The organism is Acinetobacter sp. UBA991 (assembly GCF_002292065.1).
In the GTDB taxonomy this organism is placed as follows: Bacteria; Pseudomonadota; Gammaproteobacteria; order Pseudomonadales; family Moraxellaceae; genus Acinetobacter; species Acinetobacter higginsii.
Map to the genome: position 1 here is coordinate 21797 of NZ_DBBF01000036.1, position 6211 is coordinate 28007.

7 protein-coding genes are annotated in these 6211 nt (G+C 40.6%); 3 read left to right on the plus strand and 4 right to left on the minus strand.

Annotated features, from left to right (window positions below; genetic code table 11):
• Positions 1-88: 88 nt before the first annotated feature.
• The 4 genes from B2727_RS15225 to B2727_RS15240 all read right to left on the minus strand — a co-directional run bounded on the left by B2727_RS15225 (position 89) and on the right by B2727_RS15240 (position 3233).
• A complete protein-coding gene (locus B2727_RS15225) occupies positions 89-334 on the minus strand; it encodes a zinc ribbon domain-containing protein (protein ID WP_005312984.1) in 246 nt (81 codons plus the stop codon).
• 226 nt (positions 335-560) lie between these two features.
• Complete coding sequence (locus tag B2727_RS15230; RefSeq protein WP_033134066.1) at positions 561-1121, minus strand: dihydrofolate reductase family protein; 561 nt, start codon at positions 1119-1121, stop codon at positions 561-563.
• 100 nt (positions 1122-1221) lie between these two features.
• Complete coding sequence (gene puuE, locus B2727_RS15235) at positions 1222-2172, minus strand: allantoinase PuuE (protein WP_033134065.1); 951 nt, start codon at positions 2170-2172, stop codon at positions 1222-1224.
• Between the two features lie 128 nt (positions 2173-2300).
• Complete coding sequence (locus B2727_RS15240; RefSeq protein ID WP_033134064.1) at positions 2301-3233, minus strand: LysR family transcriptional regulator; 933 nt, start codon at positions 3231-3233, stop codon at positions 2301-2303.
• Between the two features lie 164 nt (positions 3234-3397).
• Between B2727_RS15240 and B2727_RS15245 the strand changes: the two genes are divergently transcribed.
• The 3 genes from B2727_RS15245 to B2727_RS15255 all read left to right on the plus strand — a co-directional run bounded on the left by B2727_RS15245 (position 3398) and on the right by B2727_RS15255 (position 5932).
• Positions 3398-4453 carry an aromatic ring-hydroxylating oxygenase subunit alpha gene (locus B2727_RS15245; RefSeq protein ID WP_033134063.1) on the plus strand — a complete coding sequence of 352 codons (1056 nt, stop codon included), beginning with the start codon at positions 3398-3400 and terminating at the stop codon, positions 4451-4453.
• Positions 4454-4601: 148 nt separating this feature from the next.
• Positions 4602-5354, plus strand: a complete 753-nt coding sequence (hutC, locus tag B2727_RS15250) for a histidine utilization repressor (RefSeq protein WP_004654214.1) — start codon at positions 4602-4604, stop codon at positions 5352-5354.
• Positions 5351-5932 (plus strand): HutD family protein, encoded by a 582-nt coding sequence (locus B2727_RS15255; RefSeq protein ID WP_033134062.1) that lies wholly within the window; start codon positions 5351-5353, stop codon positions 5930-5932. The genes hutC and B2727_RS15255 overlap by 4 nt, the downstream gene beginning before the upstream one ends.
• Positions 5933-6211 lie beyond the last annotated feature (279 nt).

Consider the following 6211-nt stretch of genomic DNA (forward strand, 5'->3'; position numbering starts at 1 on the left):
TCGTGTTAAGTCCTTCGAATACCTATCTTTGGCTACAAAAAACACGTGTACAACTAACAAGGCTATGTAGTTCTTTAATTAAGCTTATTCATTCGCTCTTAAGTGAAAGATAGGCAAATACCAGCACCGCTAGTCCGAAGAGGAGTCGCGCAATCCAAGGCGTGATCAGCCAAGCGCCGAGTGCCATGATGGTGCGGCTTAACACATGCGGTGATTGCAATGCTCTTGGCTCGGGTGTGTTATGTTGCGTCTGCAGAGGATAACCGCAATGCGGGCAGGAGTTGGCTTGGGTCGAAACCTGACGGCTGCATTCGGGGCATGAAATAAGCGCCATAAGCATTTTTCCTTTTTAATTTTTCCTATTTGGGCATTAAGAAATGTCGTATAAACGCATCTCCTCGATTCGCAATCAGGTCATAAAATTGTATCAGTTCAACGATTGGAAAATTCTTCCGAATAACCCATTTTATTTGACAGAATGGGTTAATTCGATTGAGTTGGGGGAGTTCTTTAATTGTTTCACCAGTATTTACAGGCTAGATAAGGCATTCAACATTTTACTAATTTTTTTTATGTTCAACGCTATAATGTAATTCAACCATACCTTCACCCATTTGATGAACGGAGATCAATTTAAGTGTTGGAGCAAGTACTTTTCGGGGGAAAAGCGCTTTTCCTTTCCCAAGGGTGGCTGAGCCAATTTGTATAATCAGTTCATCAAGCAAATTGGCATCATAGAACTGACCCGCTAATTCGCCACCGCCTACAATCCAAATATTCTTATCCTCAATGATGGATTGTATTTCAGCATAAACAGGAGTGATGTCTCCTTGTATAAAATGGATATTTGCACCTTCAATCAAGGGCAGTTTACGGCTGGAAAATACCCAAGTTGGCTGAGTATAAGGCCAAGGAGAACCTGTTTCGGCAGCAACTTGCTCTGCGTTATTCAATATCCATTCATAAGTTGCCGATCCCATCACCAAAGCACCAACATTTGCAATAAACGTGGGATAACTTGAGTTATCTAGTTCGCCTAATGCAAATAACCATTCCAAAGAATCGTCTTCGGTCGCAATAAATCCATCTAGTGTACTCGCTGCAAAATATTGTACTTTCATCCTGATCATCTCCTTATTCTAAAGGAGTAGCTTAAAGCTTATTTTGTTTGGATAAATTGTTTAAATCGGATATACGACACATGATGACGCTTTAATAAACCTAAGCTTGAAAAGGATGATGTGTATACCAATGCTCCGCAATCTGCTGACGGGTGCAAATCCAGACCCGATCATGATTTTGCACATAATCAAGGAAACGTTGTAATGCCTTAAAGCGGGCAGGACGTCCTAAAATTCGACAGTGCATACCAATCGAAAGCATCTTGGGTGAGGTTGCTCCCTCTGCATAGAGGACATCAAAAGCATCTTTTAAATATTCAAAAAAATCCTCACTGCGATTAAAACCAGTTGGTGAGGCAAATTTCATATCATTGGTATCAAGTGTATAGGGAATAATTAAATGCGGACGGCTTGCACCCGCTGCATTGCTGAGTGTTGTCCAAAAGGGTAAGTCATCGCCGTAATAATCACTGTCATATTGCACCTGATCATATTCAGCCAATAATTGACGGGTATTCGGGCTATCACGGCCTGTATACCAACCTGTCGGCATTTCACCAAACAAATCTTTAAGGGTATGCATGGCTTCATCCATATGTTGTTTCTCGGTTGCAACATCCATATTTTGATAATGAATCCAGCGTAAGCCATGCGAGACCACATCATAATGGTGTTGTTTGATCGCCTCGACCACCAATGGATTACGTTGCAACGCCATCGCCACAGCAAAAATAGTCATAGGCAATTGGCGTTTGGCAAATTCCTGCTGAATCCGCCAAAAACCGACCCGTGATCCATATTCATAAATCGAGTCCATCGAAAGATGCCGAGCAGGATAACTTTCTGCACCACTGATTTCAGACAAGAACTGTTCTGATCCTTCATCGCCATGCAGAATATGCTTTTCGCCGCCTTCTTCATAATTCAGCACAAACTGAACCGCGATTTTTGCTTGATTGGGCCATTGGGCATGTGGAGGTTGATCGGCATAACCGACCATATCGCGTGGATAATCTGCTGTTAAATGAGCGTCTGTATTGGGCCAAACCATAGCAATGCCTAAATCGTGAAAAAGGTGAATCTTCACATCAACTTACCTGATTAAATCTTTGGGTGTCAAACACTATATTGATTTAAATCAATAGCTTGTGTGTTTTGTTTTGGTGCAAAAATACCATGTTATTGATGAATATTCTGTAGCATGCGCGATTTTAGTGCTTCCATCTCGATAATGATTTGATTCATCATGATTTGAGCAATCCGAGAAAGTTGCCGTTTTGGTGCAACACAAAGTGCAACTGTAATTGGATGTAGGCCATGATCATTGATCGCTCTAAATTCAAATTCAGCATTTTCAATATAAGGGGCTGCATCCAGATAACTCATGATGCTGATACCTAGGTTTTGTCTGAGCAATGAAATCATCATATGGATATCGTTGCATTCGATGGTGTGGCGTGGGTGAAAGTCCTGTTTTTTATATAAGGCGGTGACATGGTCATGAATAACCAAAGGCTCGGCAGGAATAATATGATTGAATTCCAGCGTATCGGAGAAGTAGATTTTTTCTTTATGGGCTAAAGGGTGCTGTTTAGGAATTACGAAACCCAAGGGCATTTCAATAAAGGCACTGATCTGCAATTGATGCTGATGTTTGGGGTTCAGAATCAAGCCAAAGTCCAGTTCAGCATTAATCACCAGATCAGCGATACGATCACTGTCCAAGACACGAACCTTAAAATTAATCCACGGATATTGCTGAACAATAGACTGCATCACGGCACTGACAAAGCTTTCATTGAGTGCTGCAATCATCCCAAAATCAATTGAACCGCGTTGTATGCCTTGGATTTCATTCAAACGTTTCTGTGTGATTTGAAACTCTTTTTGCCAGCTGCGTAGATCGGCATAGAGTAATTCACCAGCCAAGGTCAGCTTGAGTCCACTGGGTAAACGTTCAAATAAAGCCACACCGAGTTCTTCTTCTGCCAAAACAATCTGCCGATGTACGGCAGAGACAGAAATAAACAGTTGATCGGCTGCTTTTCTTAAACTGCCTGTTTTGGCAACGGCAATAAAATAATCGGCAAAACGTGAAAATGGCAAGGCCATTGCAAACTCACTTGAGATAAAGCAGGTTTTAATACAGAAGCAATTTTAGTGCCTAGGCTGTTCTAATTTTTAGAATGATGCATATAAATCATTCTAATAGACGAGAATATTGATCTATTCCACACTGCTCTTGAAGAGAAAAATCTTAAAAATGAGCACAGGATATGAACGCAATTCCATTCATCAATCTTCCAAATAAGCCATGTCATAGCCAATTTGATGATCAGGATTGGCAGATTCTTGCACAACATTGGTATCCCGTGGCACGTATTGAAGATGTGGGCAGTAAACCTCAGCAAGTGACCTTATTGGATATGAATCTAGCTTTGTATAAGACCGAAACAGGGCAGATTCATTTAGCACGAGATATTTGCCCGCATCGTGGTGTGCCTTTGAGTAAAGGCTGGGTTGAGGGAGACACTTTGATTTGTCCTTATCATGGACTTCATTTTAATGAAGATGGCAAATGCACTAAAATCCCAGCTCAACCTGATTTAACTAAAATCTCAGAGCGCTTTTCGCTGACCAAGTTTCCCGTGGTTTTAAAATATGGCTTGGTTTGGACCAGCATTTTGGGCAGAGATGAAAGTTTGGCAAATTTCCCTGTATTAGACACATGGGAGAGTGAGGCACATCAAGCCATTTTGCCGCCTTCTGTGGATATTGCCGGTTCAAGCGGTCGTCAACTGGAAGGTTTTATTGATGTGGCACACTTTGCTTGGGTGCATCATCAGGCCTTTGCCGATCGAGATAATCCTGTAGTACCTAAATATTGGACTGAACGTACCGATTATGGCTTGCATACGAACTACACCAGTAATGTCAGCAACTATCCGCATGGTATGCAACATTTAGCACCCGATGATTTTTTATGGGAACGAATCTTTGATGTTTATCCGCCATTTTCAGCAATACTGACCATTCATTTTCCAAATGACGGGGTGCTCAAGATTTTAAATGCCTGTTGTCCCATCTCGCATAATAAGACCCGTTTGTTTGTACCGTTAACCCGTAATTTCGATACCACGGGGGATTTACAGGCAGTCTATGATTTTAATGCGCAGATTTTTGCCGAAGATCAAGAGATGGTAGAGGCGCAAAAGCCAGAAGAATTACCTTTAGATATTAGTATGGAAGCACATTTTGAAGCAGATCGTTCTTCGACCATGTATCGCCGTATCTTGGCTGAATGGGGTTTAAGCAAACGCTATACGGTTTAGCTTGAATAAATTTGGGATATTTAAGAGATTAAATCAGAGTTGTTTATCTTCTATTAAGCCTAAATTGTTTATTTGTATAGGCTTGTATATACAATTGCGCTAAATTCAATATACAATGAGTTATAGTATTTAGTATGAGTTTTAGCCAATGTCAAGAGCGACAAAGCAAAACGATTTAGATTTGTCCTTAGAAGAAGATAGTCCTGTTCCTTTGTATTTGCGTGTGAAACAAATGATTTCGCAAAAAATCTATGAAGGAACATGGACCGTCAATAAAAAAATTCCATCAGAAAGTGAATTGGTTAATTTACTCGGCTGTAGTCGCATGACCGTGAATCGTGCCTTGCGCGAACTCACCAGTGAAGGTTTGTTGGTACGTATCCAAGGTGTTGGTTCTTTTGTTGCAGAAGGACAAGGGCGTACCGCTTTGTTTCATGTCAATAATATTGCCGAAGAAATCATTGCCCGAAATCATAAACATCATGCCGAAGTTTTGGTACTGGAACAGATTCAGGCCAATGCTGAACAAAGTATGCTGATGCAGATTCGTGAAGGACAAAAACTATTTCACTCGATCATCGTGCATTATGAAAATGATGTGCCTGTACAAATCGAAGATCGACTGGTCGATCCGATGTTGATTCCAGATTATTTGGCACAAGATTTTAAGTCCATCACACCAAATGCTTATTTAATGTCGAAAGCACCCGTGACTGAAGGGGAACATGTGGTGACCGCAATTTTAGCGTCAGCACAAGAATGTAAATGGCTGAAAATAAACAAGACTGAACCTTGTCTGTTGATTCGTCGCAGAACTTGGTCAAATAAACAACTCATTTCCAGTGCGCGCTTGATCTATCCGGGTAGCCGTTATTATCTGGAAGGTAAATTTACCCAATGATTCAACACTTAGACACGGCTGACTATAAACAGATGCTGTGGAAGAATGGTGCAGGTTATACCGTTGAGCTTGCCCGAAGTGACGGTGACAGTTTGGATACGTTTGATTGGCGTATCTCCATGGCTGATGTCAAAACTTCGGGGGATTTTTCCAAGTTTAATGGCATGCAACGCATCCTTACGGTATTGGAAGGTGCTGGCATCGTATTGAATATTGCCGGTGATTCCGAGCATCTGAGAACTTTACAATCTGTTCAATTCAGTGGGGATCGCACGACCAGTTGTAGACTAATTGACGGACCGATCCGGGACTTTAATTTGATTTATCATCCTGAAAAATGGCATTCCTGCTACCAATGGCTGTTTGAGTCAGCGAGCACTGAGATGTTCAGTTCAGCCGATCTGATTTTTATTTTTAATCAGAGTTCAGAACCATTGGAAATTGAAGTGGATCGGCAGGTTTTTCGTTTAGTACACCAGCAAAGTCTTAAAATCGAGCAGCAAAAAGCATTGAAAAAACTGGTTTTAAAATCTGAGCGTTTTAAGCAAGCTTGTCTGATCGAACTCACAAAAATCTAATTTTTTGCAAACTTCACGAAACACATATGACTTCAGGTTGTATGTGTTTTTTATTGCCGATCAAAAAATAAATCTATTTATTTCATAAGTTTGTAATTTATTTTCATAAAAGAATTGAAAAGCATCTTTTCAATATAAAAGTTTTGTGTAGTATATGGATGTATATACAAGTTAATACATTGCTATACAGTAAAGCAGGTTAATTTGCTGATTCAAACTCAATGGAAGGAGTCCGATTGTGACAACAACGACAACAAAATTTCGTGATGTAGAAATTCG